Raw genomic sequence first — 25,223 nt, 5'->3', positions numbered from 1 at the left:
TGTCCCTCGGGATCATGATCATCGCGGAGCCAACGGAGGACCCCTGATGCAGACATCGCCCGTCTCGGAGTACGACGTCGTCGTCGTGGGTGCGGGAGCAGGTGGGCTCGCCGCCGCCGTGACCGCCGCTCACGGCGGAAGCTCCGTGCTCGTGCTCGAGGCGGCGGAGGTCTGCGGAGGCGCGACGGCATGGTCGGGCGGGTGGCTGTGGGCACCGCGGTCACTGCTCGCCACCCGCGAAGGCGTCGATGAGTCGCTGGACGACGTCAGCGCCTACCTGCGTGCCGTGCTCGGGGACGACTACCAGGAGGACCGGGTGCGGGCCTTCCTGGAGGCGGCCCCCGAGATGATCGAGTTCTTCCACACCCGGACCGCGCTCGAGTTCGTGCCCGGCTCGAAGATCCACGACATCTACGGCGATCTGCCCCATGCCGGCACCGGCAACCGCTCCGCCGCCCCGAAACCGATCAACGCACGCCGGCTCAGCCGCTCGGTGCGGGCGCTCCTTCGCGGTCAGCTCTACGAGACGTCCTTCCTCGGGATGGGGATCATGGCCGGACCGGACCTCGGCGCGTTCCTCGCGGCGGCCCGCGGCGACCTGCGGGGTCTGTGGCACTGCACGTGGCGGGTCGGGCTCCACCTCGTCGATCTCGTGCTCCACCGTCGCGGCATGCAGCTGGTCAACGGCACCGCCCTGGTGGGCAGACTGCTGCAGTCCGCGGAGGACGCGGGAGTCGAGATCCGCGTCAGCTCCCCCGCCCGCGCGCTGACGACGGATGCCGAGGGCCGTGTCACCGGGGTCGTCGCCCAGACGCCGGACGGAGAACGCACCTTCGTCGCGCGCGCCGGCGTCGTGCTGGCCGCCGGAGGCTTCCCGAACGACGTCGAACGTCGGCGCGACCGGTTCCCCCGCACCCCCACGGGCACGGAGCACTGGACCCTGGCGCCGGCGACCGCCGACGGCACGGGCATCTCGCTCGGAGAGAGCGTCGGCGGACGCCTCCAGCAGGGCGCCGCCGCCGGCGCGTGGTGCCCCGTGTCGCTCATCACCTATCGCACGACGGGGCGCACCGGCGTGTTCCCGCACATCATGGACCGCGCCAAGCCCGGCAGCATCGGCGTCATCAGCACGGGCGAGAGGTTCGTCAACGAGGCCAACGGGTACTACGACTACGTGACCGGCATGTTCGCGGCGGTGCCGGCGGGCGAGCCGGTCCAGTCGTGGCAGATCGCCGACGCGACCTTCGTGCGACGGTTCCCGCTCGGCATGGCCCGGCCGCGCCCCGTGCCGCTGCTGCCCTACCTGCGCAACGGCTACCTCGTGAAGGCGCCGACCCTGCGCGAGCTCGCCGCGCGATGCGGGATCGATCCGGACGGACTCGAACGCACCGTCGCGGAGTTCAACCGCGACGCCCGCGCCGGCGTCGACACCCGGTTCGGGCGGGGACGCACCGCCTTCAACCGCTACGGCGGCGACGCCTCCGTCACGCCGAACCCCTCGCTCGCCCCCCTCGAGAAGGGGCCGTTCTACGCCGTCCGCGTACTGCCCGGCTCGTTCGGCACCTTCGCGGGGTTGGCCACCGATGCGAGCGCGCGCGTCGTGGATGCCGACGACCGCCCCATCCCGGGGCTCTACGCCGTCGGCGCCGACCAGGCCAACGTCATGGGCGGCCACTACCCCGCCGGCGGCGTCAACATCGGGCCCGCGCTGACCTTCGGCTACGTCGTCGGACGCGACCTCGCCCGCATCGAGACGGCGGCGGTCCGGTGATGCGCGAGATGGGGGTGGCGCACCTCACGCTGCTGACGCTCACGCCGCCCGAGCTGGTCGACATCGCGGCCGCGGCCGGCTTCGGCTTCGTCGGCATCCGCGTCCGGGCCGTCACGACCCAGGAACGCGCGTTCGACATGCGACCGGGCTCGCCGATGCTCGCCGAGACGCTCGCGAGACTCCAGCACACGGGACTGACCGTCCGCGACGTCGAGTTCCTGCCGCTCACTGCCGGGGTCGGACGCGAGCAGTGGCTCCCCGCCCTTGAAGCCGGTGCCGCCCTCGGCGCGTCGGCGCTGACGGTCACCGGGGCCGACCCCGACCGCGCACGGCTGATCGACACGCTCGCGGCACTGACGCAGGATGCCGCGGCCCACGGCATCCGCCCGCTGCTGGAGCCGATCTCCTATCAACCCGTCGGCCGCGTCGCCGACGCCGCCGCGATCGCCCGTGAGACCGGCGCGGCCCTGATGCTCGACCCGCTCCACATCTGGCGGGGCGGATCGTCGCTCGACGACATCCGCGGCCTCGAAGCGTCGCTCGTGCCGGTGCTCCAACTGTGCGACGCGCCGCCGACCGCCCCGTGCGGCGACGACCGGGTGGCCGCACTGCAAGGCGAAGCCCGCGCGCAGCGGCTGCTGGTCGGCGAAGGCGGGCTGCCGTTGGCGGAGCTCCTCGAGGCCGTACGGCCCGGCACTCCTGTGAGCGTCGAGATCCCCCACGCGCGCCTGCAGGCGCGCCTGCATCCGCTCGCCTACGCCCGCCGGGTCGCCCGGAGCACCCGAGACCTGCTGGAGCGCGTCGATCGGACCCAACCCTCGCCCGCCGCGGAGGCGGCCGGGCACATCGTCGTCGAAGGAGAGCGCTCATGACCGCCACGACCCCCCGCACCCCGCATGCCGAGAGCGCGGTCGCCGCGACGGCGCGCCCCGGCGACACGGTCGTCGATCTTCTCGTGCTCGGCACGGGGGCCGCAGGCCTGTCGGCCGCCGTCACCGCCGCCGCGAGCGGGCTGGAGACGCTGGTGCTCGAGAAGACCGAGTACCTCGGGGGGACGACCGCCTACTCCGCCGGCACCTGCTGGGTGCCCGGTCACCGTCATCAGCGCGCACAGGGGCTCGCGGACGAGAGAGCGGAGGCCTCGCGCTACCTCGACGCGGTGGTCGGCGACAAGGCGCCCCGTGAGATCCGGGAGGCCTACCTCGACCGCGGCCCCGAGATGATCGACTGGTTCCACGACCTGGGAGTGCGGTTCTGGCATTCCCGCACGGTGGTCGACTACCACCCCGAGGAGGACGGAGCCGGTGTCGGCCGCGCCCTGGAGCCGGAGACCTTCGACGGGCGCCGCCTGGGCTACGAGGACTTCCGGCGCGTCCGGCCGCCCGTGCCGGAGTTCGCCCTGTTCGGCGGCACGCTCATGGTGCGCCGGGCGGAGGTGAACCGCCTGCTGGAGCTGTTCCGCTGGTCGCCGCGGGCGGCCGCCACGGCGCTCTCCCTCGGCATCCGCTGGTTCTTCGATCGCCTGCGCTACCCCCGCGGCACCCGTCTGGCGATGGGCAACGCCCTCGTCGCGAACCTCTTCCACACCCTCACGGCGCGCGGCGGCCGAGTCTCGTTCAGCAGCACCGCGAAGGAGCTGCTGATCGAGGACGGCCGCGTCGTCGGCGCGATCGTGGAGGCGGACGGGCGTGAGCGGCGCGTGCTCGCGCGGCGCGGCGTCGTGCTCGCCGGCGGCGGGTTCGCGGCCTCCCACGCGTGGCGGGAGGCGCATCTGCCCGCCCCGACGCCCCAGTTCACCCGCGCCGCCGAGGGGGCCACGGGCGACACGCTCGCCCTCGGCCTCGCCGCGGGCGCCGCGCTCGGACCGGATCACGGCGACAACGGCTTCTGGTTCCCCAGCTCCATCGGCCGGCGCCGCGACGGGTCGCTCGTCGTCTTCCCGCACATCTGGGACCGTGCCAAGCCCGGCATCGTCGCGGTGACCGCCTCGGGACGCCGCTTCGTCGACGAGTCGGTGTCGTACCACCGGTTCGTCCGCGCCATGTACGCCGCCCAGGCCCGCGACGAGGCCATCCCGGCGTGGCTGATCATCGATGCCCACGCCCTGCGCGAGTACGGCCTCGGCATGATCCGCCCGCACACCCCCGGGCGCGCGCTGCGCCGCTATGTCTCGGACGGCTACATCCACCGCGCCGGAACGATCGCCGAGCTCGCGCGACGGATCGGCGTCGACCCGGACGGGCTCGCCGAGACCGTCCGGGTCAACAACCGCTCCGCCGTCACGGGCGTCGACGAGGAGTTCGGAAAGGGCACGAGCCCGTTCGGCCATCAGTACGGCGACGCGCGCCACCGCCCCAACGTCAACCTCGGACCGATCCGCAGGGCGCCCTTCTACGCCCTTCCCCTCGTCCCGACCCCGCTCGGCACCGCGCGGGGACTGCGGATCGACACGGAGGCCCGCGTGCTCGACGCGCACGGCCGACCGATCGCCGGGCTGTACGCGGCCGGAAACGACGCGGACTCCCCGATGGCCTCCGAGTATCCCGGCGCCGGCGGGCAGGTGGGCGCGGGCATGACCTTCGGCTACATCGCCGCGCGCCACGCGGCATCCGCCGCGCCTTCCTCCCCCGCGGAGGGTGCCGTGGGGATCGCGACGACGGAGGCACGGTCATGACCGCCCCGAACCTGCGGACCCTCGCCACCGCACTCGACCAGATCGGCGTGGTCGTCGCCGACCTCGATGCCGCCGCGGCGGGGATGCGCGCGGCGTTCGGCATCGAGCCACGGCTGCGCACCACTGCCCGCTACCGCGGTGCACGCTATCGCGGGTCGAGCCTGGACACGGAGGTCGATGCGCTCTTCTACGACCTGTTCGGCATCGAGATCGAGTTCCTCGCGCCCCGCGGCGGCCCCGACATCTGGCAGGAGTTCCTCGACGACCACGGCCCGGGACTGCACCACATCCGCTTCGCGGTGGACGATCACGACGCCGTCGTCGCGGCGATGGCCGCGGCGGGCATGCCCGTGCATCAGGAGGGGGACTCGGTGCGCGGCGGCGGCGTCCGCTACGCCTACTTCGACGCGCGCCCGACGCTGGGCTTCTTCCTCGAGATCCTGTCCACGCCCGTGTGAGCGCTCCGACATGGACATCGGCAGCCGTTATGCTCGCGAGGTGGAGATCCGCTGGCTCGAAGCCTTCGTCGTCGTCGCCGAGGAGCTGCACTTCGGACGCGCGGCCCAACGCCTGCACGTCGCGCAGTCGCCGCTGAGTCAGACCATCCGCCGACTCGAGGCGAGCATCGGCACCGAGCTCTTCGAGCGCAACACGCGCAGCGTCGCGCTGACGCCGGCCGGGCGGGCACTGCTGCCGATGGCCTACCGCGTGATCCAGGACCTCGCCCTGGCCACCGAGGCCGCGCGCGCGGCCTCCGGCGCCATCCGCGGCACCGTGCGCATCGGGTTCTCGGGCGCGTTCAACCACTTGACCCTGCCGGCGCTGGCGCGCGCGGCCCGGCGGGAGCTGCCGGAGGTGGACCTGCAGCTGGTCAGTCGCGTCCGCACCCGCGATGGGCTCGCCAAGCTGCGCAGCGGCACCCTCGACCTGGCGTTCGTCGGGCTGCCGGTCGCCGCCGAGGGCATCGACTCCCGCATGATCGCCCGCACGCGTCTGGGCGCGGCCCTGCCGATCGATCATCCCCTGGCCGATGAGCCGGCACTCCACGCGCGTCAGCTGGCCGAGGACGACTTCCTCTCGATGCCGACGGACGGCTCGTCCGCCATGGCCGAGGGGCTCATCCGCTGCTGCGTCGCCGCGGGCTTCCGCCCGAACATCGTGCAGGAGGTGGCGGACCCCTACATGATGCTGACCCTCGTCGCGGCGGGCATCGGCGTGACGATCACCGCCGAGGATCTGGCGCCGATCATGCCGCAGGGGGCCCGGTGGGTGGAGCTGCTCGACGAGCCGCAGTACATGCGGCACGGCATCGCCTGGCTCAAGGACGACCAGAGCGCCGCGCTCCGGGCGGTGCTCGACCTCGCGGAGCGCATCCTGCCGACACCGGAAGATTAAGCGCAGAATCCTCTTTGTTTCAGACAAACCTAGTTCTGGACGCGACACAATAGGGATGCCACGCTGTCGGGAGCGCATCGCACACGCGACCGCACCCCACAGAACAACGGCGTCTGGCCTCAGCGCCCTCGAACGAAGGCAGAGCACATGTCAACGACGACATCTCCTCCCCGGAAGAAGAACAACGCGCGCATCGCCGCCGTCTCAGGATTCATCGGCAGCGCACTGGAGTACTACGACTTCTTCATCTACGCGTCCGCCGCGGCGTTGATCTTCCCGCACCTGTTCTTCCCCGCCGGCGAGCCCGGCGTGGCGACGCTGCTGTCGTTCGCCACGGTCGGCGTCGCCTACGTCGCCCGCCCGTTCGGTGCCGTGCTGTGGGGACACGTCGGAGACCGGTGGGGACGCAAGAAGGCGCTGCTGGCCTGCCTGTCCATCATGGGCGTGGCGACCTTCCTCGTCGGCTGCCTGCCGACGTGGGACGCGATCGGGGTCGCCGCGCCGATCATCATCGTCGCGCTGCGCCTGATCCAGGGCGTGTCGGCCGGCGGTGAGTCCCCGGGCTCGAGCGCACTGACGCTGGAGCACGCCCCCGACCGTCACCGCGGCTTCTTCACGAGCTGGACGATGTCCGGCATCATGTTCGGCATCGTGATCTCGAGCCTCGTGTTCATCCCGATCGCGGCCCTCCCCGAGGACGCGCTGCTCAGCTGGGGCTGGCGTGTGCCGTTCTGGGCATCGCTCGCCGTGACCGTCGTCGCGATCGTCCTGCGCCGCATGCTGGACGAGCCGGAGGTGTTCGAAGAGGTGAAGGAGACCGAGGAGGTCGCGAAGATCCCGCTGGTCACCCTCTTCCGCTACAACGGCGGCACCGTCCTGCGCGTGACGCTGATGTCGCTGTTCACCGTCGTCAACACGATGTTCAACGTGTTCGTCCTGGCCTACGGCACGACCGTCGCCGGCATCCCGCGGGCGAACATGCTCATCATCATCACCGTCGCCAACTTCGCCGCGGTCTGCTTCGGCCCGATCGCCGGGGCACTGTCGGACCGGATCGGACGAAAGCCCGTCTTCCTCGTCGGCCTCGTGCTGCAGTCGATCACGATCTACGCCGTGCTGGCCGCCGTCGACGCCGCGAACATGCCGCTGGTGTGGGCGCTGAGCATCTTCCTCATCGGCATCGCCTACACCCTGTCCAACTCGGTGTACCCGGCCTACTTCCCGGAGCAGTTCCCGGCGCGCGTGCGCTACACCGGCATGGCGGTCAGCCTGATGCTCGGGCTCGTCCTGGCCGGCTTCACGCCCGCGATCGCGCAGGGCTTCGTGACGGGCGAGGGCAACGAGCAGAACTGGCCCGCGGTCGCGTTCTTCACGATCGGCATCGTCCTGATCTCGGGAATCGCGACCGTGTTCGCCCCCGAGACCTCGCGGACGCCCACGGCGCACCTCGGTCTGAGCCGGCGTCAGCTCGCGGAGATCGATCGCCGCACCGAGACCGGCGAGGCGCTCACGCAGTCGGTGCGCACGACGCCCTACGACCGCTTCAGCCGCCGCTGAACACCAGGATGCCGGGCGCCGCCGCCGTCACCGGCGCGGCTCCCGGCATCCGCGTCCCCAGAAACGGAACCCCATGACACGCTCCTACCTCGTCGGACTCATCGGCTCGGGGATCGGGTCGTCGTCGACGCCCGCCCTGCACGAGAGCGAGGCCGACGCGCACGGCGTGCGCTACCTCTACCGCACGATCGACATCGACGCCCTCGGCCGGACGGCCGCCGACGGCGCCGAACTGGTGCGGCAGGCGCAGGAACTCGGCTACGACGCACTGAACATCACCCACCCCTGCAAGCAGACCGTCCTGTCGGCGCTCGACGAGCTCTCCCCCGACGCCGAGCTGCTGGGCGCCGTGAACACGGTGGTGTTCCGCGACGGCCGCGCGATCGGCGCGAACACCGACCATTCGGGCTTCGCCCAGGGCCTGCGCGACGGGCTGGACTCCCCCGCGCTCGACCGCGTCGTCCTCCTCGGCTCGGGCGGAGCGGGCTCGGCCATCGCCTTCGCCCTCCTGAACGCCGGCACGCGGGTGCTGTCGGTCTTCGACCCCGTCGTCGAACGCGCCCGGGCGGTGCGCACGGCGCTGGGCCCGGCCTTCCCGGGAGCGGAGATCGTGGCGATCGGCGCCGACGAGCTCGCGGCGGCGATCGGAGCGGCCGACGGACTGGTCAACGCGACCCCCATCGGCATGGTGGGCCACCCCGGCATCCCTGTCGACCCGTCGCTGCTGCACTCCGGCCTCTGGGTCGCCGACGCGATCTACCGGCCGCTGCGCACGGAGCTGATCGAGACGGCGCAGGCCCTCGGGTGCGCGGTTCTCGACGGCGGGCGGATGGTGGTCGGCCAGGCCGCCGACACCTTCCGGCTGATCACGGGACGGGACGCGGATCCGGAGCGGATGCGGGCCCGCTTCCTCGCGCTGACGGGCGCGACTCAGTAGTCGGCGCGGCCGCCGGAGAGGTCGAAGGTGGCTCCGGTCGTGAAGCCGCACTGATCGCTCGCGATCCAGGCGACGGTCGCCGCCACCTCCTCCACCGTCAGGAAGCGCCCCATCGGGATGAGGGCGCGCGTGCGCTCGATGAACTCGTCGGTCAGCTGCGAGAACAGCTCCGTTCGCACCATGACGGGCGCGATGGCGTTCACGGTCACGCCGTCGGCGATCAGCTCGCGCGCCAACACCTTGGTCATGCCGACGACGCCGTGCTTCGCGGCGGTGTAGGCCGACAGCGAGGCGGTCGCCTCTTTGCCGGCGATCGAGGCGACCGTGATGACGCGTCCGTAGCCGCGTTCGCGCAGGTGCGGCACGACGGTCTTGGCCGTCAGGAAGGCGCCGGTGAGGTCGAGATCGACCACCCGTCGCCACGCGTCCGCGTCGTAGTCCCAGAGGGGTCCGACCGGGCCAGTGATCCCCGCGGAGGAGACCACGACGTCGACCTTGCCCACGCGGCGCAGCGTCTGGTCCATCGCGTCGCGCAACGACCGCTCGTCCGTGACGTCCGCCGTCAGCAGCGCGGAAGGCTCCCACGATCCGGCGAAGGCGGCGGGCTCGCGATCCCACACGGACACGTCGGCACCGGATGCCGCGAACAGCGCCCCGATGCCGGCGCCGATCCCGCGCGCCCCTCCCGTGATGACGACGGACGTGTCTCGGAAGTCGAAAGTCACCTGTGACATGCCCGCCACGGTAGCGCGCCCATTTGAACGGGATCAAGCATAAACAATGACTGATTCAGTCGTTCTGTTCACACTATCTTCGTCACATACTGGAGTCCGTGAGCCCAGACGAAGGAGTCATCATGCCGACGTTCGCCGTGTCATACGCCTACGCGCCCGGCAGCGAGGAGGCCCGCGCCACGCACCGCCCGGCCCACCTCGCCTTCCTGCAGGGACTGCACCGTGCGGGCATCCTGTACATGAGCGGCCCCCTCGCCAGCACCGACCCAAGCGCGCTGCTGATCCTCCAGGACACCGACCGCGACACGCTGAGCGCCCGTCTGGACGAGGACCCGTTCTTCACCGAGGGCCTCATCGCGCAGCGCACCGTCGCCGAGTGGAACGTGTTCTTCGATCCGCGGAACACGGTCTCCTGATGCGCACCGCCCGCACCGTCGCCCGCGGAACGCTCTCGTTCGACGAGATCGCCGAGCCGCAGCCGCGCGCCGGCCACGCCCGTGTGCGCATCCACGCCGTGAGCCTGTGCGGCACCGACCTGCACATCTTCGACGACGACTTCCCCACGCAGCTGCCCCTCGTGCAGGGGCACGAGATGTCGGGCACCGTGATCGACGCCGACCCCGCCGCCGCATTCTCCCGCGGCGAGCGTGTCGCGATCGATCCGCTGGTCGCGTGCGGCGACTGCCCCGCCTGCCGGCGCGGGCGCTCTCACGTCTGCCCGCACCTGTCGGTGCGCGGATGCTACGAGGACGGCGGATTCGCCGAGGTCGTGAGCGTCCCGGTCGACCGGCTGCACCGGGTGCCCGACGACCTCGCGCTGGATGCGGCGGCCCTCGGCGAACCGGCGTCGATCTCCCTGCAGGCCGTCGCACGCGCCGGAGCCCAGCCCGGCGAGACGGCGCTCGTCCTCGGATGCGGGCCGATCGGGCTGCTGGCGACGCTCGGACTGACCGAACGCGGCGTGACGGTGATCGCGGCCGACACGGACGCCGAGCGCGTCGCCCTCGCGCGGGAGTTCGGCGCGGCTCACGCGCTCCGCGTGGCCGACGGATTCCCCGACGACGAGCAGCGAGCGCTGCTGTCCGCCCTCACCGACGGCGCCGGACCCGATGTCGTCATCGAAGCGACGGGGGTGCCTGCGTCGCTGGAGAACGCCGTCCGCCTGATCGCGGCCGGCGGGCGCATCGTGCAGGTCGGGATCTCGCCCCGCCCCGCCCGCATCACGGTCAAAGACCTCACCGACAAGGAGATCGAGCTGCACGGCAGCCGCAACAGCCGAGGCCTGATCCCGGACGGTCTCGCGATGCTCGCGCGCCACCCCGCGGCCACCGCGGCGCTCCTCACCCACCGCTTCCCCTTCAGCGACCTCCCGGAGGCGTTCCGCACGATGGCCGACCCGTCCATTCCCACCGGCAAGATCCTCGTCCTGCTCTCTGCGGAGACGGAGGCCACGGCGTGAGCGGCGTCCTCGCGGGAGTCGAGCAGCTGCCGCCCGCCGTCGACGTGCTCGTGCTGGGCTCGGGGGCGGCCGGTCTGGTCGCGGCCCTGCGGGCGGCGGATGCCGGCGCCGTCGTCTGCGTCGCCGAGAAGGCCGACCGCCTGGGCGGCACCACGTGCGCCGGCGGCGGTGTCATCTGGGCCCCCGCCACCGACATCGCGGCCGCAGCGGGCTTCGCCGACAGCCCCCGCGCGGGGCGCGACTACCTCGCCGCCGCGTCCGGGCACGTCATGGATGCCGAGACGATCGAGTGGTACGTGGAGACGATCCGGGAGGCGATCGCCTATCTCGACACCGCGACGCGCGTCCGTCTCGCTCCCCTGGCCCGTCCCGACTATCGCGGCGAATGGCCGGGAGCGGCCGCGGGCGGACGCTCGCTGGACAACGAGCCGTTCGACCCCGCGCCCTTCCCCGGGCTCGCGGAGGCGCTTCGTCCGCCGTCCTACTTCCCGCTGCTGACGATGGCCGAGCGCGACGACCTGGACGGTCGGGCCGCCGATCCGACCCTGCTAGCCGACCGCGCCGCCCGCGGCGTGCGCACGATGGGAGGAGCCCTCGTCGGGTCTCTCGTCGCGAGTGCGCTGGACCGCGGCATCCGGGTGGTGCGCGGCGTCCGCGCCGACGGACTGGAACGTGCGGGCGACCGGTGGCGGGTCTCCTTCGCCGAGACGACCGTCACCGCCGGCGCGGTCGTGGTCGCGACCGGGGGCTTCGAGTGGAACGCGCACCTGCGGGCCGCCTTCCTCCCCTTCGACGTCACCCCGATCAGTGCCCCGTCGAACGAGGGCGACGGGCTCGAGCTGGGGTTGGCGCTCGGCGCCGCAGTCGCGGACATGACCGAGATCTGGGGCGTGCCGGTGCTCACCCCTCCGGAGCAGGTCTACGACGGCGCACCGTCGGGACGGATGGGCAACGTCGAGATGACGCTGCCGGGTTCGCTCACGGTCAACGCGGCCGGCGAGCGCTTCGTCAACGAGGCCCTCGCGTACGCCGACACGTGCCGCATGTTCGGCGACACCGATCCCGTGACCGGCCGGCCGCGCAACAGCCCGGCGTGGCTGGTGTTCGACGCGGCGTTCGCCCAGCGTTACCCGATCGCCGGGTCGGCGACGGGCGCGGCCCCGGACTGGGCGGTGACCGCGCCGTCGGTGCGCGAGCTCGGCATCGCCATCGGCGTCGATCCCGACGGGCTGGAGACGACGGTGGCCCGCTTCAACCGGGATGCCGCCACCGGCGTGGACACGGTGTTCGGACGGGGCGCGAGCGCCCAGGACCGGTTCCTCGGCGACGCGACGCACACCCCGAACCCGTGCCTGGCCCCCCTGTCCACGCCGCCGTACGCCGCCGTCCCCGTGCGGGCCGGGGCACTCGGCACTTCGGGAGGCCTTCTGACCGATCGCGACAGCCGCGTGCTCTCGTGGAGCGGAACCCCGATCACGGGTCTGTTCGCCGCGGGCAACGTCTCCGCCGGGGTCTTCCGGGGCACCTATCCGGGAGGGGGTGCGACGCTCGGCTCCGCCGTCGCACGCGCCTTCGTCGCCGGTCCTGCGGCCGCGGCCGCGGCGCGCGCCGCGCGCACGCTCGTGGGGGCCGGGCGATGAGGGTCGCGCTCGTGGGAGCAGGCGCGATCGGGCGCACGCACGCCGACACGATCGCCGCGACCGCCGGGTTCGACCTCGCCGGCATCGCCGACCCGTTCGACGCGGCCGGGCTCGTCGCCGAGCGGTACGGGACGCGGCACCACCGCGACCATCGGACGCTGATCGAAGCGGAACGACCCGACGCCGCCATCATCGGCACGCCGAACGAGCTGCACGTTCCCCAGGCGCTGGACTTCATCGCCGCGGGCATCCCCGTCCTCGTCGAGAAGCCGGTCGCCGTCGACCTGGCCGACGCCCTGACCCTCGTCGCGGCGTCCGATGCCGCCGACGTGCCGGTCCTCGTCGGGCATCACCGGCGCCATCATCCGGTCGCCGCGAGGGCGAAGCAGATCATCGCGGCCGGAACCCTGGGACGCCTCGTCGCCGTGAGCGTCACCTCGTTCCTCGCCAAGCCGGACGACTACTTCGACATCGCCTGGCACCGCACGGCCGGCACCGGCGGAACGTTCCTGATCAACCTGATCCACGAGATCGATCTGCTCCGCTACCTCGTCGGCGAGATCACCGCGGTGACGGCCCTCGCCTCCACCGCGACCCGCGGCCTGGAGGTCGAGGACACCGGCGCGCTCGCGTTCGCGTTCGACTCGGGGGCACTGGGCACCCTCATCGTCTCCGACACCGTCGCGGGGCCGTGGAGCTGGGATCTGACGGCCGGCGACTCGCCGCGCTTCCCCGCCCATCCGGTCGATTCGCACCGTGTCGGCGGCGTCGAGGCGTCGCTGACGCTGCCGACCCTGGAGGTGTGGCGCCACGACGGCGAGCGCACCTGGACGAACCGGATGCACCCGCAGCCCGCCGATCGGCGCGTCGAGGACGGCGACACGAGCCCATACGTCCGGCAGCTGCGCCATTTCGGCGAGGTCGTCGCACGCCGGACGGAGCCTCTCGTCAGTGCGCGCGAAGGCGCCCGAAACCTCGCGGTGATGGATGCCGTCGCGCGGGCCGTCGCGACCGGGACGACCGCGACGGTGCGCGCGGTGTGAGGCGCGCCGCTCAGTGCCCGCCGGGGACGTCGAAGGCGTGCGACACGATGAGGGCGGCGGCGGTGTCATCGCCGAAGGCGGCCAGCACCGCGGCAGCGTCCTCGGGGGCGGTCGCGGCAGTCGCGACCGCCCCGGAGAACACGGTGTCGATGGCGACGGCGGCGGGCAGGGCGCCGAGCAGACGCACTCCCCGCTCGCCGACGAGCTCGCTCGCCTGCTGGAAGCCGAGGTCGACGCGGCGTTCGCGCAGCAGGCGGGCGACGGGGATGCCGGGCGGCGCCTGGACGAGGCGATCGCGCAGCTCGTCGTCGAGTCCCAGTTCGGCGATCAGCGCCACGAGGGCCACCCCGCTCGGACCGGTCGAGTAGCCGATCCGCCGCGCCCCGCGCAGCGCGTCACGCAGCGCCGCGACGTCGTCGAAGGCGGGCCGACCGGTCGCGACGGCGACGGCATCCTCGGGTGCGGGGACGGCCACCGCCACGTGGGACAGCAGCAGCGGCGTCACCGTGTCGGCGCGCACATGGCCGTCCCGCGCGAGTGCGCGCAACGCGTCGTCCGCCAGGAACACGAGGTCGACCCTCTCCCCCGCCGCGACGCGGCGCCCGGCATCCACTCCGCCGACGGACTCGAGCTCCACGGCCGGCAGACCGGCCGCCTCCGCCGCGGCGGCGAGGTCGGCGAGCACGTGCCGGGTCGCCATCGACGAGATCGCCTTCACGCGGCATCCTCGAACGTCTCGGCATCCACCTCTGCCGCGCCGCGGTCGTTGTACCGCGCCCCCGCGACGGTCGCGGTGTCGATCAGCGCGCTCGCACGGTCGAGGATGTCGGGGGCGATGCGGAGGTCGGCCGCATCGAGGTTGTCGCGCAGATGGTCCGCACGCGTCGTCCCCGGGATCGCCACGACGTGCGGGCCGCGCGAGAGCACCCACGCCAGCGCGAGCTGGGCCGGCGTGTATCCGCTCTCGGCGGCGAGGCGCCGCCACGCCGGCAGGAGCGCGGCGTTGGCCGACCAGTTCTCTCCCTGGAAGCGGGGCATCGCGCGGCGGATGTCGCCGTCGGGCAGGAGGTCGGGGTCGCGGATCGCATCGGCGAGGAAGCCGCGAGCGACCGGCGAGAAGGCCACCAGGACGATCCCGTCCTCCTGTGTGGCCTGCAGCATCCCGAGCTCCGGGTTGCGGCTCCACAGCGAGTACTCGTTCTGCACCGCGGCGATGGGCGCCGCCTGCTGCGCTTCGCGCAGCCGCGCGACCGACACCTCCGACAGCCCGATGGCGCCGATCTTGCCGCTCGCGACGGCGCCGGCGAGGGCGTGCACGCTCTCCCCGATCGGCACCGATTTGTCCCACCGATGCAGGTAGTACAGGTCGATGTGATCGACCCCGAGCCGGCGCAGCGACGCATCCACCTGGGCGCGGAGGGTCTCGGGGCGTCCGTCGATCCGCTTCACGCCGTCGACGATCGCCATGCCTCCCTTGCTCGCCAGCAGCACCTCGTCGCGACGTCCCGCGATGGCGCGACCGACGAGCTCCTCGTTGCGTCCGCCGCCGTAGAGCGTCGCGGTGTCGAGGAAGGCGGCCCCGGCATCCAGCGCGCGCCGCACGAACGCGACGCCGTCCTCCACGGGCGGCGCGACCCCGTAGGCGTGACTGAGCGGCATGCAGCCGAGACCGACGCGGGCGAGGGTCACGCGAGCTGCTCCTCGAGCATCCCCAGCACGCGATAGCAGTCGAACACCTGACGCAGCGACGAGTTCGGCTCGCGCCCCTCCCCGATCGCCGCGATGAACTCCCGGTCCTGCAGTTCGATGCCGTTCATGCTCACCGCGACGTGCGAGACGTCGATCGGCGTCTCGTTGCCGTCGACGAGATCGTCATAGCGGGCGACGTAGGTGCCGGTGTCGCCGATGTAGCGGAAGAAGGTGCCGAACGGCCCGTCGTTGTTGAACGAGAGCGACAGCGTGCAGATCGCGCCGGATTCCGCCTTGAGCTGGATCGACATGTCCATCGCGATCCCGAGCTCCGGGTGCAACGGCCCCTGGATCGCGTGGGCCTGCACGATCCTGCCCGCCTGATAGCCGAACAGATCCACCGTATGGGCCGCATGATGCCACAGGAGGTGGTCGGTCCAGCTGCGCGGCTCGCCCTTCGCGTTGGTGTTCGTGCGCCGGAAGAAGTAGGTCTGCACGTCCATCTGCTGGATGTCGTACGCCCCGGCGGCGATCCGCTGGTGGATCCACTGGTGCGACGGGTTGAAGCGCCGCGTGTGCCCCACCATCGACACCCGGTCCGAGGCGAGCGCCGCCGCGAGCGTCTCCTCGGCATCGGCCAACGAGTCGGCGAGCGGGATCTCGACCTGGACGTGCTTGCCGGCCGCCAGCACCGCCTGCGTCTGCGCCGCGTGCAGACCCGTGGGGGTGGCGAGGATGACGGCGTCGACGTCGTCGCGCTCCAGCACGGCGTCCAGGCCGGTCACGGCCGTGGCGACGTCGTACTGACGCGCGACCGCCTCGGTCGCCCCGGGGTCGGTGCCGCTGACGACCGTGACCTCGGCGTCGGGGATGTTCATGAGGCCGTCGAGGTGCTTCCTCCCGAAGGCGCCGGCGGCACCCACGACGGCGATACGGATCTTCTCGGCGCTCACGCGGGTACCTCTTCGACGGGACGGCTCTCGCTCTGAGACAGTACCGGTGCGGGCGCCGTCGGGTTCGAGATGACGAGGTGGCCGACGGCGGTGTTGGATGCCGGGACGTGGTAGAACCGGTGCTGCACGTCCGGCGCACCGCCGCCGAACTGGTCGTCCATCGCGCCGCGCGCGATGAGCCAGTCGACGAGCTCGATGCCCTCCGACCCCGCCTCGTCGACGTACTCCATGTGCGACCACTCCGTCAGACCCAGCGGGTCGGCGATGAGGTGGTCGAGGAAGGCGTTGTCCCATTCCTCGTTGATCAGCCCTGCGCGCGGGCCCTGCAGCTGGTGGCTCATGCCGCCGGTGCCCCAGATCTGCACGTTCAGCGGCTCACCGTCCCACTTGTCCAGGGCGCGGCGGATGGCCTTGCCCAGCTCGTAGCACCGGCGCCCGGACGGCACCGGGTACTGGACGACGTTGACCGGCAGCGGGATGACGCGGCACGGCCACTCGTCGACGTCGCCGAAGACGAGCGACAGCGGGACGGTCAGGCCGTGGTCGACGACCATCTCGTTGACGAGGGTGAGGTCGAAATCGTCCTGGATGACCGACTGGGCGATGTGCGCGGCGAGCTCGGGATAGCCCTTCACGTCGGGCACCGGCCGGGGGCCGTAGCCCTCGTCCGCCACCGGATAGTGGGCGCCGGTGCCGAGCACGAAGGTCGGGATGATGTTCGAGTCGAACGCGGTGGCGTGGTCGTTGTACACCAGGATGATCACGTCGGGCGTGTTCTCCTTCGCCCAGCGCCGCGTCCACTCGTACCCGGCGAACACCTTCTTCCAGTACGGCTCCTCGGTCTTGCCGTGGTCCATGGCCGCACCGATCGCCGGGACGTGGGAGGTGAACAGGGCCGAGGTGAACCTCGCGGGCGCGTCCTCGCGCATCGTCTCGGCCTTCTCGGTCGACGGCGGCGTCCACCCGTCGAGATCCTTCAGCCGCGCCCCCTCGGGGCGCCGGCCGCCGCCGACCATCATGTCGCGGTAGGCCGCTTCGCTCATGCCGGTCATCGAGCCGGCCATCTGCTGGAAGCTCATGCCGTGCGTGGCGCCGATCTTGCTGAGGAAGTAGATGTTGCCGCCCTCGGCCATCATCGCGTTGAGGTCGAGGTCGAGCACGGCCTGGCGCTGGGCGGGCGACAGCGGCCACTCGTCGAGGTACGCCTCGCGGTCGGCGAGGTAGCGCTCGCGGTTCTCGGGCTTCATCAGCGACATGGAGAACTGGTTGAGGTGATAACCCTTGCGCGCCTGATCGGCGTCGAAGATGATCGTGCCGGGGATCTTCTGGTAGGGCTTGTCGAGTGCCATGTCATGCTCCTTCGCGTGAGAGTTCGGGCCAGTAGAGCCGCAGCGGGTTGTCGACGAGCAGCTTGCGCTGCAGCTCGGCGGTGGTCGCGATCTGCGGGATGTAGTCGACCAGCAGTCCGTCGTCGGGCATGTGGTCCTTCAGGTTGGGATGGGGCCAGTCGGTGCCCCACAGCACGCGGTCGGGGAACTCCTCGACGACGCGACGGGCGAAGGGGACGACATCGGTGTAGGCGTGCTGCTCGCCGTCGAGGGCACGGGGGCCGGTGACGCTCAGCCGCTCCGGGCAGCTGACCTTCGTCCACACGTTGGCGTTCTCGCGCAGGAAGCGTAGGAACAGCCCGAACTCCTCGCCGTCGACGTCCTTCGTGACATCGGGGCGGCCCATGTGGTCGACGACGACGTCCGTCGGGATGGCGCTGAAGAAGTCGTACAGGTCCGGGAGGTCCTGGGCTTCGAAGTAGATCACCACATGCCACCCCCACGGCGCGACCTTCTCGACGATGCGCGAGAGCGCATCGGTGGGAACGGTGTCGACGAGCCGCTTGACGAAGTTGAAGCGCACGCCGCGCACGCCCGCGGCGTGCAGGGCGGCGAGCTCGTCGTCGCCGACGTCGGCCCGCACCGTCGCGACACCGCGCGCCCGGTCGCCGGCCCGCTCGAGCGCGTCGACGAGAGCACGGTTGTCGGCGCCGTGACAGGTGGCCTGGACGATGACGTTGCGCGCGAAACCGAGGTGGTCGCGCAGGGCGAAGAGCTGATCGGCCGAGGCGTCACACGGGGTGTACTTGCGCTGCGGCGCGTACGGGAACTGCGCACCGGGGCCGAACACGTGGCAGTGCGCGTCGACGGCACCGGCGGGCAGGACGAAGGCGGGGGTGCGGGGACCGTCGAACCAGTCGAGCCAGCCGGGGGTCTTCTCGAACCCGCCGGTAGTCTGTCCGTGCCGCACGGCCGCGTCGGATGCCGTCATCTCTCAGTCCTCCACGTATTCCAGGCCGGCCGCGGCCAGCGGCTCGCGCATCCCGTACAGGTCGAGCCCCAGGACGCCGTCGCGGAACCGCTGCCGCTTGCTCTCCTCGTTGGCCTCGCGGGCGGCCGCGGCGTCGGCCACCGCGCCGACCAGCGCCCGCGGGACGACGACGACGCCGTCGACGTCCGCGACGATGACGTCGCCCGGATTGACGAGGGCGTTGGCGACGACCACCGGGACGTTGACGGAGCCCAGCGTCGCCTTCACGGTGCCCTTCGCGTTGATGGCGCGGGAGAAGACCGGGAAGTCCATCCGCTCGAGGTCGGCGACGTCGCGCACGCCGCCGTCGATCACCAGGCCGGCGCAGCCGCGGGCGGCGAGCGAGGTCGCCAGCAGCTCGCCGAAGAACCCGTCCTCGCTCTCGGTGGTGCAGCCGGCGGCGATGACGTCACCGGGCCGCACCTGCTCGGCGGCGACGTGGAACATCCAGTTGTCGCCCGGTTGCAGCAGCACGGTGACCGCCGGACCGCACAGCGTCGCGCCCGTGTAGACGGGGCGGATGTAGGGGCGCAGCAGCCCGACCCGCCCCATCGCCTCGTGGACGGTCGCGACGCCGAAGTGCGAGAGCCGCTCGACGTCGGCGGGATCGGGGCGGTCGATGACGGTGCGGACCAGTCCGAGATCGTTCAGACGCATGGGGTGCCTTTCAGAGACCGCGGGCTGCGAGGGCCCGATCGATGCGGGGGTAGACGCGGCGCGCGTTGCCCTCGAAGACCTGCTCCCGCTGCGGCGCGGTCAGGGTGGGCGTGGCATCCACGTAGCGCCGGGTGTCGTCGAAGTAGTGGCCCGTGCGCGGGTCGACGTCGCGGACGGCGCCGATCATCTCGCTCGCGAAGAGGATGTTCTCGGTCGGCACGACGCGGGTGAGCAGGTCGATGCCGGGCTGGTGGTAGACGCACGTGTCGAACAGCACGTTGCCGAGGAGGTGCTCCTCGAGCTCGGGCTTGCCCAGCGCCATGGCGAGGCCCCGGAAACGGCCCCAGTGATAGGGCACGGCGCCGCCGCCGTGCGGGATCACGAAGGTGAGGTCGGGGAAGTCGCGGAAGAGGTCGCCCTTCAGCAGCTGCATGAACGCCGTCGTGTCGGCGCCGAGGTAGTGGTCCCCGGTCGTGTGGAACTGGGGCTTGCACGACGTGGACACGTGGATCATCGCCGGGATCTCGAACTCGACGAGCTTCTCGTACAGCGGATACCAGGAGCGGTCGGTGAGCGGCGGCGCGTCCCACCGTCCGCCCGACGGATCGGGATTGAGGTTGACGGTCACCGCGCCGAGCTCTTCCACGGCCCGGGTGAGCTCGTCGATCGTCGTCGCCGGGTCGACCCCGGGCGACTGCGGCAGCATGGCCCCCATCAGGAACCGGTCGGGGAAGAGCGCGCTCACGCGCGCGCAGAGGTCGTTGCAGATGCGCGCCCACGTGGCGCTCACCGTCGCGTCGCCGATGTGGTGCGCCATGAACGACGCCCGCGGGCTGAACACCGTGACGTCGCTGCCGCGCTCGTCCATGAGCCGCAGCTGGTTCGCCTCGATCGTCTCGCGGATGTCGTCGTCGGAGATCCGCAGCGCGGCCGGGTCCGGCTCCGCCCCCTCGCCGGCCGCGAAGGCGATCTGCAGGTCGCGCCAGGCGCCCAGCTGTGCCGGTGCCGTCGTGTAGTGGCCGTGGATGTCGATGATCAACGCTGGTCCTCGCCGTTCGGATGTTGCCTTACAGCGACGGTAGCCAGCGCCGTCACTGCGGTCCAATAGATTCTGCGTAAGACATCTATCGATATCCTCTATAGATGTCGCTTCCCGACCTGAACCAGTTGCGCACGTTCGTCGTGCTGTACGAGCTGCGCAGCCTGACGGCCACCGCCGACCGGCTGCACGTGACGCAGCCGACGGTCAGCTACACGCTCGCCCGCCTGCGCGAGCGCTTCGGCGATGTGCTCTTCCGACGCGAGGCGAACGCGATGGTGCCCACCGCGCGTGCGACCGCGTTGTTCGCGCCGCTGCACGAGGCGCTGGCGCAGATCGACGCGGCCGTGAGCGAGGCCGACGTGTTCGATCCGGCATCCTTCAGCGGAGAACTGGCATTGGGGCTCACCTCGATCGGCGAGCAGACGTTCCTGCCGCCGATCATGGCGAGCCTCGAGCGGGCCGCCGCTCATCCGCGGCTGCGCGTGGAGCGCGTCGACGCCGACCACGTCGAGCACGAGCTGGTGCGGGGCACCGTCGACGTCGCCATCTCCGTCTCGCACCTCGTGAGCGCGCGGCTGTGGCGCTCGCGGGTGCGCAGCGTCGAGTACGTCGCCCTCTCCTCGCGCGCCCACCCGCTCCCCGAGACGGGTGCGGACATGTTCGCCGGGCGACGCTTCGTGCAGGTCTCCTCGCGCGGCGGGCACATCTTCCCCGAGCAGTCGCTGGCCGAGCAGGGCCTGATCGACCAGGTCGCGCTCAGCGTCGTCGAGTACGCCACCGTCCCGGCGGTGCTCTCCGCCACCGACCTCGTCGTGCTGCTGCCCCGACACGTCGCCGAGGTCTTCTGCGGCTGGTTCCCCGAGCTGCGGATCGCCGAGTTGCCGTGGCCTGCGCAGAGCTCCCCGGTCGCCCTCTACAGTCGGCGCGAGGCGAGCCTCACGCCGGCGCAGCGCTGGTTCCGCTCACTCGTGCTCACCGCCGTGACCTCCGGCGAGTACGAGCCGGGTCACTCCGCAGAGCCCGACCGGCGACCGCTCGAGGACTAGACGGCCCGCCCCCGGTTCCAGCTGGATTTGGCCGGGGTCAGCGGACTGCGCACGTGGATCGCCCAGGTGGAGTGGGGATGGATGGTGAGGATGGCCCGCTGCCACCAAGACCGTTTCTCCTCCGACAGGTGGGGCAGCACGGCATCCTTGTCGAGGTCGTCCTCCGGCCGCGGACGCAGCGCCTTCCACACGAGCTGCACCTCCGGAGCTCCCGTGGGGATGCCGTCCAGGTCGAGGACCGCCGCATCCCACGGCAGCTGCAGGCGCGAGTCGCGCCGGTACAGCCACGCCCGGTCCGAGCCGTCCTCCACGTTGAGTCGCAGCAGCCACTGTCCACGCGCGTCGTCGTGCACGAGCACCCGCTGCACGTCCGCATCCGCGGCGATCCGCTCCCACGGCACGAACTCGCCCTCGTCGCCCGACACCCACACGCTGTGGCCGTCGGGAAGCGCGGCGATCAGGGCCGGGAGCTCGCGCGCCGTCGTGCTCGCGTCGAGGTTCGTGCGCGGGCGAATGGTCTCTCCCAGCCAGCGGTCGAGTGCCGCCGCGCCCGAGAGCCACCACCGCGCGGACGTCTGCTCGAGCACGTCCGCCACCCGCTCGGGCGACGAGGTCGCCCATGCGGTCGCGGGCGTGGGTTGCGGCTGAGACACGTGCCGGCGACAGGATTCGAACCTGAAACCCCCGCACGACGGGAGCCACCTCTGGGCCGGGCCGTGGCACCGCGATGCGCGGTGCGACGCCCCCACACTATCGACTGCGGCCCACCGCCGACCACCCGCCGACGCCGCGCGGGCGTCACACCCGCACCCCGTGCGAACGTGTGTGACGCGTCCAACTCTCAGGTGCCCGTAGACACACCCGAGGCGCGACGGGAAGGCTCAGAGGCGAAGGGGAGTAGTTCCGCCCGGCTCTGCGGGCGCGTCTGCGTCGACATGCTGACGATCACGATGATCCGTCCGGCGCAGCACCTCGACTCTCGAGGCGAACGAGACCTTCGGCCCTTTGTCGCGGCCGTGGTCCTTCCTCGGTCGCCCCGACGGAAAGACGATGATGCCCCCTGCCCTCATCCTGCGGATCACGGTATGCCTCGCGATCGCCGCCCCGGCCATCGGCTTGCGCATGACCGGCACCCACACCGTGCCCGTGCTCGACATGCTCATCTTCGGCGCTGCCGTGGTCGCCGCCGCATTCCTTCTCGCGTGGGCCGCCGAAGCGGCGCAGAAGGACATCTCCGGAGCGCTCGCCATCGCCATCCTCGCCCTCATCGCGGTGCTGCCCGAATACGCGGTGGACCTCTACTACGCGTTCCGCTCCGGGTCGGATGCCGCCTACCTTCCGTTCGCCGCCGCGAACATGACCGGGTCGAACCGGCTGCTGCTCGGCTTCGGGTGGCCGCTCGTGGTCATCGTCGGGATCATCGTCGCGAGCCGGGCCGCGCGCCGGACCGGCGCCCGGGCGCCGCGATTCCTCGCGTTGCCGTCGGAGAGTCGCCTCGACATCGGCTTCCTCGCACTCCTCGCCCTCACGGCTTTCGCGATTCCGCTCCTGGGCGCCATCCCGATCTGGTTCGGCGTCGTCCTGATCGCCGTGTTCATCGCGTACCTCTGGCGCGCCGGGCAGGTCCCGTCCGACGGCGAGGAGGAGTTCGTCGGCGCGGCCGCGCTCATCGTCGATCTGCCGAGGCGGGCTCGGCGCGCCACGGTCGTCGGATTGTTCGTCGTGTCGGCGGCGATCATCCTCGCCTGCGCCGAGCCGTTCGCCGAGGCGCTCGTCGCGTCGGGCAGCACGCTCGGAATCGACAGCTACTTCCTCGTCCAGTGGCTTGCTCCCCTCGCTTCGGAAGCGCCGGAGTTCATCATCGCCGTGATGTTCGCTCTTCGCGGCATGGGGGCAGCCGCGATCGGCACGTTGATCGCGTCGAAGGTGAACCAATGGAGCCTTCTGGTCGGATCGCTCCCCATCGCCCACTTCTTCGGCGGCGGAGACCTCGCCCTCGCCCTCGATGCCCGCCAGGTCGAAGAGTTCGTCCTGACGGCGACCCAGACCCTCCTCGGCGTCGCGATCATCCTCGCGCTGCGCTTCCACCTCTGGTCGGCCCTGTCTTTGGCGGCGCTGTTCGCGGTGCAATTCTTCGTGACCGACGCCGGCGGCCGCTACGTGCTGAGCGCGATCCACGCGTCCGCCGCGATCGTGGTGCTGTTCGTGCACCGCCGACACCTCCTGGTCACGCTCTCGGCTCCGTTCCGTCGACCGTCGGCGCGCACGTCGGATGCGGCATCCCTCCCCCCGCAACGCGCGACTGCCTAGGATGACGGGAATGTCGAAACCCGTCGTGAGCCGCATGGCCGAGGACTATCTGACCCTCATCTGGAAGGCCCACGAGTGGCCGGGAACGTCCGCATCCACGACGGAGATGGCCGCCGCCCTGGGCGTCACCGCGTCGACCGTGTCGGCGAACCTGAAGAAGCTCGCCCGCGACGGCCTCATCGCCTACGAGCCCTACGGCTCGATCGCCCTCAGCGACGCGGGTCGCACGGTCGCCGTCGAGATCGTACGTCGGCACCGCATCATCGAGACCTACCTGACCGAACGGCTCGGGCTCACCTGGGACCAGGTGCACGACGAGGCCAACCGCCTCGAGCACGCGGTGTCCGACCTCGTCCTGGATCGCATGGACGAGGTGCTCGGCCACCCGACGTTCGATCCGCACGGCGACCCGATACCGGCCCGCGACGGATCCGTCGCCACCGTGGACTCGCGGCTTCTCACGCAGGTCGCGACGGGAGAACGCGTCACGGTGATCCGCATCTCCGACCGCCATGCCGACGTGCTGCGCTACCTCACCGACAAACGCATCGCCCTTGGTACGACCCTGACCGTCATCCACCACTCGCTCGCCGCCGGCGCCCTCGTCGTCACGATCGGAGACGACCGGCGCGAGCTGACGGCCGAAGCCGCCGCACACGTACGAGTCGTCCCGGCCGACGGCGGCGAGACCGAAGAGCGCGACCGGCCACGCTGAGCCCTTCTCGCCGTGACACTGCGCCGATAGGGCGGGGCATCGGTGGGTACATCAGATCAGGCCGCACCCACCGGTCGCACGTGCGGACCATACTCGGGGCGACCGAGTCAGAATGGTCAGATGTCACGTCAGAGGCCCGCGCTCGCACGGGCAAGAATTCGCCCATGATGCCTCCGTCATCGTGCGAGTTTACGAAAGCCGCTCAGCGCCCGAGAGACCCGAAATTTGACACGAAAGAATCACAATTACACCCGGGCGGGACACACGAGTAGACCAAAGTCGCTGTCACTGTGAGCAGCACCCCGGATACGTTGCCCAGATGAAGAAAAAAATCCTCCTGGTTATCCCGGCCGCGATGATTCTGATCAGCGCAGGCATGGCAGCGCCCGCAAATGCGGCGGAGGGGGACATCTCTTCAACAGACGGCACGGCGGCGGCGCTGGCTGGAATCGACGGGAGCCTCAAGCTCACGCCCGCGGACGGAGCCGGCCTGGGCACCACCGATCTCACGGCGGCGACGGTGCATATCCCGGCTGACCCTGCGGACGGAGTGACCGTCGCGATCGAGGGCGTCGATCTGAAGATCGGGCTTCCGGGGGCGAGCGCGGCTGAAGACGGCGTTCCTCTCGCTGACGGAACCGTCACCTACTCGGCCCGAGCGTTCAGCAACTCCGTCATCGCTTCGGAACAGGGCGTCCAGATGCTCACCACGATCGCGGGCCCGAATGCGCCGGCCCGGTACGAGTACTCGATAGACGTCCCCGCGGGCGGAGCCCTCAAGGAAGTCGGCGGAGGAGCGGCGGCTGTCTTCAATGAGGACGGCAATCCCGTGGTGATGATCCTTCCAGCCTGGGCGAAAGACTCGAACGGCTTGGATGTACCGACTCACTACGCCGTAGAGGGCGACAAGCTGGTCCAATACGTGGACCACTCAGGCCCGGGTATCGCCTACCCCGTGGTGGCCGACCCGCAATTCGCCTGGATGGGTATCGTCCCCACCGTGAAACTCAACCGGAGTGAGACATACAACATGCGCTACGGGTCCCTGCCCTCAAAGCTCGCACTGTGCGGGACCATCGGCGGCGTTGCCGGCATTGCCGTTGCGGGGCCTTGCGCGGTAAGCCTTGCCGTCTTGACCGCAAAGGCTGGAGCCTTCTACGGTAATGGCAACTGCCTCCAGGTCCTTATCGGTCCGGGCATCCTGGGCGGCGTTGAGTACAAAGACAGCTACTGCAGGTAAGGA

Annotated in this window: 24 protein-coding genes; 15 read left to right on the top strand and 9 right to left on the bottom strand. The window is 71.2% G+C overall.

All coding sequences use genetic code 11. From position 1 onward, the window contains the following. The first annotated feature begins 46 nt into the window (after positions 1–46). The 7 genes from L0965_RS05085 (at position 47) to L0965_RS05055 (ending at position 8,334) form a co-directional block, all read left to right on the top strand. Entirely contained in the window at positions 47–1,771 is a 1,725-nt protein-coding gene (locus tag L0965_RS05085; RefSeq protein WP_101305866.1) for an FAD-dependent oxidoreductase, read from the top strand. Further along, complete coding sequence (locus L0965_RS05080) at positions 1,771–2,643, top strand: sugar phosphate isomerase/epimerase (RefSeq protein WP_101305865.1); 873 nt, start codon at positions 1,771–1,773, stop codon at positions 2,641–2,643. The genes L0965_RS05085 and L0965_RS05080 overlap by 1 nt, the downstream gene beginning before the upstream one ends. After that, positions 2,640–4,445: an FAD-dependent oxidoreductase gene (locus L0965_RS05075; protein ID WP_101305864.1), complete on the top strand. Its 1,806-nt coding sequence runs from the start codon at positions 2,640–2,642 to the stop codon at positions 4,443–4,445. Before L0965_RS05080 ends, L0965_RS05075 begins: the two co-directional genes overlap by 4 nt. Next, positions 4,442–4,903, top strand: a complete 462-nt coding sequence (locus L0965_RS05070) for a VOC family protein (RefSeq protein WP_101305863.1) — start codon at positions 4,442–4,444, stop codon at positions 4,901–4,903. The genes L0965_RS05075 and L0965_RS05070 overlap by 4 nt, the downstream gene beginning before the upstream one ends. Before the next feature lie 40 nt (positions 4,904–4,943). Then, entirely contained in the window at positions 4,944–5,840 is an 897-nt protein-coding gene (locus tag L0965_RS05065) for a LysR family transcriptional regulator (protein ID WP_060959925.1), read from the top strand. 147 nt (positions 5,841–5,987) lie between these two features. Then, positions 5,988–7,397 (top strand): MFS transporter, encoded by a 1,410-nt coding sequence (locus tag L0965_RS05060; protein ID WP_082734171.1) that lies wholly within the window; start codon positions 5,988–5,990, stop codon positions 7,395–7,397. 73 nt (positions 7,398–7,470) lie between these two features. Then, complete coding sequence (locus L0965_RS05055) at positions 7,471–8,334, top strand: shikimate dehydrogenase (RefSeq protein WP_060959864.1); 864 nt, start codon at positions 7,471–7,473, stop codon at positions 8,332–8,334. Here the strand turns inward: L0965_RS05055 and L0965_RS05050 are convergent. After that, entirely contained in the window at positions 8,328–9,068 is a 741-nt protein-coding gene (locus tag L0965_RS05050; protein WP_101305862.1) for an SDR family NAD(P)-dependent oxidoreductase, read from the bottom strand. The genes L0965_RS05055 and L0965_RS05050 overlap by 7 nt on opposite strands. A 122-nt stretch (positions 9,069–9,190) precedes the next feature. Between L0965_RS05050 and L0965_RS05045 the strand changes: the two genes are divergently transcribed. Genes L0965_RS05045 through L0965_RS05030 form a run of 4 tightly spaced genes read left to right on the top strand, consistent with a single transcriptional unit; the run spans position 9,191 to position 13,210 of the window. Continuing rightward, positions 9,191–9,484 (top strand): YciI family protein, encoded by a 294-nt coding sequence (locus tag L0965_RS05045; protein WP_101305861.1) that lies wholly within the window; start codon positions 9,191–9,193, stop codon positions 9,482–9,484. Further along, positions 9,484–10,527 (top strand): alcohol dehydrogenase catalytic domain-containing protein, encoded by a 1,044-nt coding sequence (locus L0965_RS05040; protein ID WP_101305860.1) that lies wholly within the window; start codon positions 9,484–9,486, stop codon positions 10,525–10,527. Before L0965_RS05045 ends, L0965_RS05040 begins: the two co-directional genes overlap by 1 nt. Then, positions 10,524–12,167, top strand: coding sequence for an FAD-dependent oxidoreductase (locus L0965_RS05035; RefSeq protein ID WP_101305859.1), 1,644 nt, complete (start codon positions 10,524–10,526; stop codon positions 12,165–12,167). The genes L0965_RS05040 and L0965_RS05035 overlap by 4 nt, the downstream gene beginning before the upstream one ends. A gap of 11 nt (positions 12,168–12,178) precedes the next feature. Further along, complete coding sequence (locus L0965_RS05030; protein ID WP_198553685.1) at positions 12,179–13,210, top strand: Gfo/Idh/MocA family protein; 1,032 nt, start codon at positions 12,179–12,181, stop codon at positions 13,208–13,210. A 10-nt stretch (positions 13,211–13,220) separates the two neighbouring features. Here L0965_RS05030 and L0965_RS05025 read toward each other — a convergent pair whose 3' ends face one another. Genes L0965_RS05025 through L0965_RS04995 form a run of 7 tightly spaced genes read right to left on the bottom strand, consistent with a single transcriptional unit; the run spans position 13,221 to position 19,906 of the window. Next, positions 13,221–13,928 (bottom strand): substrate-binding domain-containing protein, encoded by a 708-nt coding sequence (locus L0965_RS05025; protein WP_101305857.1) that lies wholly within the window; start codon positions 13,926–13,928, stop codon positions 13,221–13,223. Then, positions 13,925–14,899: an aldo/keto reductase gene (locus L0965_RS05020; protein WP_223848869.1), complete on the bottom strand. Its 975-nt coding sequence runs from the start codon at positions 14,897–14,899 to the stop codon at positions 13,925–13,927. Before L0965_RS05020 ends, L0965_RS05025 begins: the two co-directional genes overlap by 4 nt. Then, positions 14,896–15,852 carry a Gfo/Idh/MocA family oxidoreductase gene (locus tag L0965_RS16715; RefSeq protein ID WP_198553684.1) on the bottom strand — a complete coding sequence of 319 codons (957 nt, stop codon included), beginning with the start codon at positions 15,850–15,852 and terminating at the stop codon, positions 14,896–14,898. Before L0965_RS16715 ends, L0965_RS05020 begins: the two co-directional genes overlap by 4 nt. Then, positions 15,849–17,201: a protocatechuate 4,5-dioxygenase subunit alpha/beta gene (locus L0965_RS05010; RefSeq protein WP_060959871.1), complete on the bottom strand. Its 1,353-nt coding sequence runs from the start codon at positions 17,199–17,201 to the stop codon at positions 15,849–15,851. Before L0965_RS05010 ends, L0965_RS16715 begins: the two co-directional genes overlap by 4 nt. Before the next feature lies 1 nt (position 17,202). Further along, the gene (locus L0965_RS05005) at positions 17,203–18,171 is read right to left on the bottom strand and encodes an amidohydrolase family protein (protein WP_101305856.1); all 969 of its coding nucleotides are present in this window, start codon (positions 18,169–18,171) and stop codon (positions 17,203–17,205) included. A gap of 3 nt (positions 18,172–18,174) precedes the next feature. After that, positions 18,175–18,867 carry a 4-carboxy-4-hydroxy-2-oxoadipate aldolase/oxaloacetate decarboxylase gene (gene ligK / locus L0965_RS05000; protein WP_060959873.1) on the bottom strand — a complete coding sequence of 231 codons (693 nt, stop codon included), beginning with the start codon at positions 18,865–18,867 and terminating at the stop codon, positions 18,175–18,177. Positions 18,868–18,877: 10 nt separating this feature from the next. After that, positions 18,878–19,906 carry an amidohydrolase family protein gene (locus L0965_RS04995; RefSeq protein WP_060959874.1) on the bottom strand — a complete coding sequence of 343 codons (1,029 nt, stop codon included), beginning with the start codon at positions 19,904–19,906 and terminating at the stop codon, positions 18,878–18,880. 104 nt (positions 19,907–20,010) lie between these two features. On the opposite strand from L0965_RS04995, the gene L0965_RS04990 reads away from it, so the two are divergent. Then, the gene (locus L0965_RS04990) at positions 20,011–20,955 is read left to right on the top strand and encodes a LysR family transcriptional regulator (protein WP_101305855.1); all 945 of its coding nucleotides are present in this window, start codon (positions 20,011–20,013) and stop codon (positions 20,953–20,955) included. On the opposite strand, the gene L0965_RS04985 is transcribed toward L0965_RS04990, so the two are convergent. Further along, positions 20,952–21,608 (bottom strand): hypothetical protein, encoded by a 657-nt coding sequence (locus tag L0965_RS04985; RefSeq protein ID WP_232784004.1) that lies wholly within the window; start codon positions 21,606–21,608, stop codon positions 20,952–20,954. The two genes, L0965_RS04990 and L0965_RS04985, sit on opposite strands and share 4 nt — an antisense overlap. Before the next feature lie 397 nt (positions 21,609–22,005). Between L0965_RS04985 and L0965_RS04980 the strand changes: the two genes are divergently transcribed. The 3 genes from L0965_RS04980 to L0965_RS04970 all read left to right on the top strand — a co-directional run bounded on the left by L0965_RS04980 (position 22,006) and on the right by L0965_RS04970 (position 25,220). Further along, entirely contained in the window at positions 22,006–23,265 is a 1,260-nt protein-coding gene (locus L0965_RS04980) for a sodium:proton exchanger (protein ID WP_232784003.1), read from the top strand. 10 nt (positions 23,266–23,275) lie between these two features. Beyond that, positions 23,276–23,980, top strand: coding sequence for a metal-dependent transcriptional regulator (locus L0965_RS04975; RefSeq protein ID WP_198553683.1), 705 nt, complete (start codon positions 23,276–23,278; stop codon positions 23,978–23,980). 319 nt (positions 23,981–24,299) lie between these two features. Next, the gene (locus L0965_RS04970; protein WP_101305852.1) at positions 24,300–25,220 is read left to right on the top strand and encodes a hypothetical protein; all 921 of its coding nucleotides are present in this window, start codon (positions 24,300–24,302) and stop codon (positions 25,218–25,220) included. The last annotated feature ends 3 nt before the right edge of the window (positions 25,221–25,223 follow it).

This window comes from Microbacterium sp. NFH-22A-Y, from assembly GCF_021401375.1.
GTDB classification, from domain to species: Bacteria; Actinomycetota; Actinomycetes; order Actinomycetales; family Microbacteriaceae; genus Microbacterium; species Microbacterium hominis.
Note: the sequence above shows the minus strand (reverse complement) of the source record. Positions and strands in the feature narration are given on the sequence as shown.

Excerpts from the sequence above, each read along its gene's own strand:
- L0965_RS05085 (WP_101305866.1), top strand. The coding sequence starts at position 47 with ATGCAGACATCGCCCGTCTCGGAGTACGACGTCGTCGTCGTGGGTGCG.
- L0965_RS05080 (WP_101305865.1), top strand. The coding sequence starts at position 1,771 with ATGCGCGAGATGGGGGTGGCGCACCTCACGCTGCTGACGCTCACGCCG.
- L0965_RS04980 (WP_232784003.1), top strand. The coding sequence starts at position 22,006 with ATGATGCCCCCTGCCCTCATCCTGCGGATCACGGTATGCCTCGCGATC.
- L0965_RS05005 (WP_101305856.1), bottom strand. The coding sequence starts at position 18,171 with ATGACGGCATCCGACGCGGCCGTGCGGCACGGACAGACTACCGGCGGG.
- L0965_RS05070 (WP_101305863.1), top strand. The coding sequence starts at position 4,442 with ATGACCGCCCCGAACCTGCGGACCCTCGCCACCGCACTCGACCAGATC.
- L0965_RS05060 (WP_082734171.1), top strand. The coding sequence starts at position 5,988 with ATGTCAACGACGACATCTCCTCCCCGGAAGAAGAACAACGCGCGCATC.
- L0965_RS05055 (WP_060959864.1), top strand. The coding sequence starts at position 7,471 with ATGACACGCTCCTACCTCGTCGGACTCATCGGCTCGGGGATCGGGTCG.
- L0965_RS05045 (WP_101305861.1), top strand. The coding sequence starts at position 9,191 with ATGCCGACGTTCGCCGTGTCATACGCCTACGCGCCCGGCAGCGAGGAG.
- L0965_RS05050 (WP_101305862.1), bottom strand. The coding sequence starts at position 9,068 with ATGTCACAGGTGACTTTCGACTTCCGAGACACGTCCGTCGTCATCACG.
- L0965_RS04970 (WP_101305852.1), top strand. The coding sequence starts at position 24,300 with ATGAAGAAAAAAATCCTCCTGGTTATCCCGGCCGCGATGATTCTGATC.
- L0965_RS05075 (WP_101305864.1), top strand. The coding sequence starts at position 2,640 with ATGACCGCCACGACCCCCCGCACCCCGCATGCCGAGAGCGCGGTCGCC.
- L0965_RS04975 (WP_198553683.1), top strand. The coding sequence starts at position 23,276 with ATGTCGAAACCCGTCGTGAGCCGCATGGCCGAGGACTATCTGACCCTC.
- ligK (WP_060959873.1), bottom strand. The coding sequence starts at position 18,867 with ATGCGTCTGAACGATCTCGGACTGGTCCGCACCGTCATCGACCGCCCC.
- L0965_RS05010 (WP_060959871.1), bottom strand. The coding sequence starts at position 17,201 with ATGGCACTCGACAAGCCCTACCAGAAGATCCCCGGCACGATCATCTTC.
- L0965_RS04990 (WP_101305855.1), top strand. The coding sequence starts at position 20,011 with ATGTCGCTTCCCGACCTGAACCAGTTGCGCACGTTCGTCGTGCTGTAC.
- L0965_RS05040 (WP_101305860.1), top strand. The coding sequence starts at position 9,484 with ATGCGCACCGCCCGCACCGTCGCCCGCGGAACGCTCTCGTTCGACGAG.